1 protein-coding gene is annotated in these 1535 nt (G+C 63.8%); it reads left to right on the top strand.

The window, feature by feature from the left end; all coding sequences use genetic code 11:
- Positions 1–383: 383 nt before the first annotated feature.
- Entirely contained in the window at positions 384–1361 is a 978-nt protein-coding gene (locus SF06_RS17560) for an IS110 family RNA-guided transposase (RefSeq protein WP_039562934.1), read from the top strand.
- Positions 1362–1535: the final 174 nt, after the last annotated feature.

Genomic DNA, 1535 nt, shown 5'->3' with positions numbered 1-1535 from the left:
CATGCGCGTAGGGGCCGGGAGGCAATCGAGTGACTCACATCGGGTGCCTGCATAGTTTCCCGTTGCCGGCAGCCTGCTGGAAGCGAGCGTGCGCCCAACGCACACGACACCGCAGCGGCGGCCGGAAAAGCGCCGACCGCCCTTGTATCTCGACTACCGACCTTTTTGAGGCGATAGTCCCCGACTGATCATCGGGGGAAGGGAGTGCAAGACGCGACCGCCCTAGGGCTTCGAGCCTGCGACGTAGAGAGTTCTGCCCCCTTCCACACTCATCCGCCAAGTCCGAACGGTATCCAGGGCCTGCCCGTGGCGTGAGCTCGCATAAGCAAGGTTGGACCGGATGCAGTGATGATCCTGTCATCGTTTCATTCCAGGAGTTCAACATGGTCGCCGTTGTGGGCATCGACGTTGCCAAACACACCTTCGATATCGCCACCCTCCAGCCCAACGGTAAGTACCGCACACGCAGCAGGCTGGCCAACGATCCCAGCGGCTTTGCCCAGTTGTGCGAGTGGCTGGAGAAACACGCCGGACCCGATGCCTGGATCGTCATGGAGGCTACCGGCATTTACCACGAGGCATTAGCCACCTGCCTGTTCGAGCGGGGCTATCGCGTCAGCGTGGTCAATCCGGCGCAGACCGCCGCCTATGCCAAGACTCAGCTGTCGCGGGGCAAGACCGACAAGACGGATGCCAAGCTGATTGCCGGCTTCGGTCAGGACCAACTGGCCAAATCGCGGCTGCGACGCTGGCAACCTGAACCGCCGGCCCAGAAGCGCCTGCGTGCGCTGGTGCGCCGTCTGGCGGACCTGCGCGAGATGGAACAGATGGAGCGCAATCGCCTGGAGAGCGCCGACGCGAATATCCAGGACTCGATCCACACCGTGCTGCGCCACATCGAGGAGGAAATCCGCCGCACCCTGAAGGCCATCGAGGATCACATCGACAGCGACCCTGATCTGCGCCAACGCAAGGAGCTGCTGACCAGCATCAAGGGCTTCGGCGACCAGACAGCCGCCCTGCTACTGGGCGAACTGGGGGATCCGCTGGCGTTTCGCAGCGCCAAGGCCGTGGCGGCCTTTGCCGGGCTGACGCCCCGGCCGGACCAATCGGGCGAGCATCAAGGCCCGACGCCTATCTCGCGCATCGGCTCGGGCTTCCTGCGCAGCCGGCTGTACATGCCGGCGATCGTCGCCATGCAGCACAACCCCGCCATCAAGGCCCTGGCGGAGCGCCTGAGGAGCCGCGGCAAGAGCGGCAAGCAGATCGTTTGCGCGGCGATGCGCAAGCTGCTGCACATCGCCTATGGAGTACTCAAATCCGGCCAGCCCTTCGACCCCAAACTGGCGCTTGCGCGGTAGGGAGCAAGACGGTATCTATGTCCCGGGCATCAGCAGGCGCGGCGCGGCCTCGACGATCTGCCGCGACCCGTGCCATTATACCCATCTTACTGCTGCCGACACACCCCCTTCGGCTACAACCCAGTGGTCTGCCGTTACACTAAAAACACACTACACACCAGCCCCATACTCTCC

The sequence above is a fragment of the Pseudomonas flexibilis genome, from assembly GCF_000802425.1.
In the GTDB taxonomy this organism is placed as follows: domain Bacteria; phylum Pseudomonadota; class Gammaproteobacteria; order Pseudomonadales; family Pseudomonadaceae; genus Serpens; species Serpens flexibilis.
The sequence above is the reverse complement of the archived record's forward strand: the minus strand, read 5'-3'. Positions and strand labels throughout refer to the sequence as shown.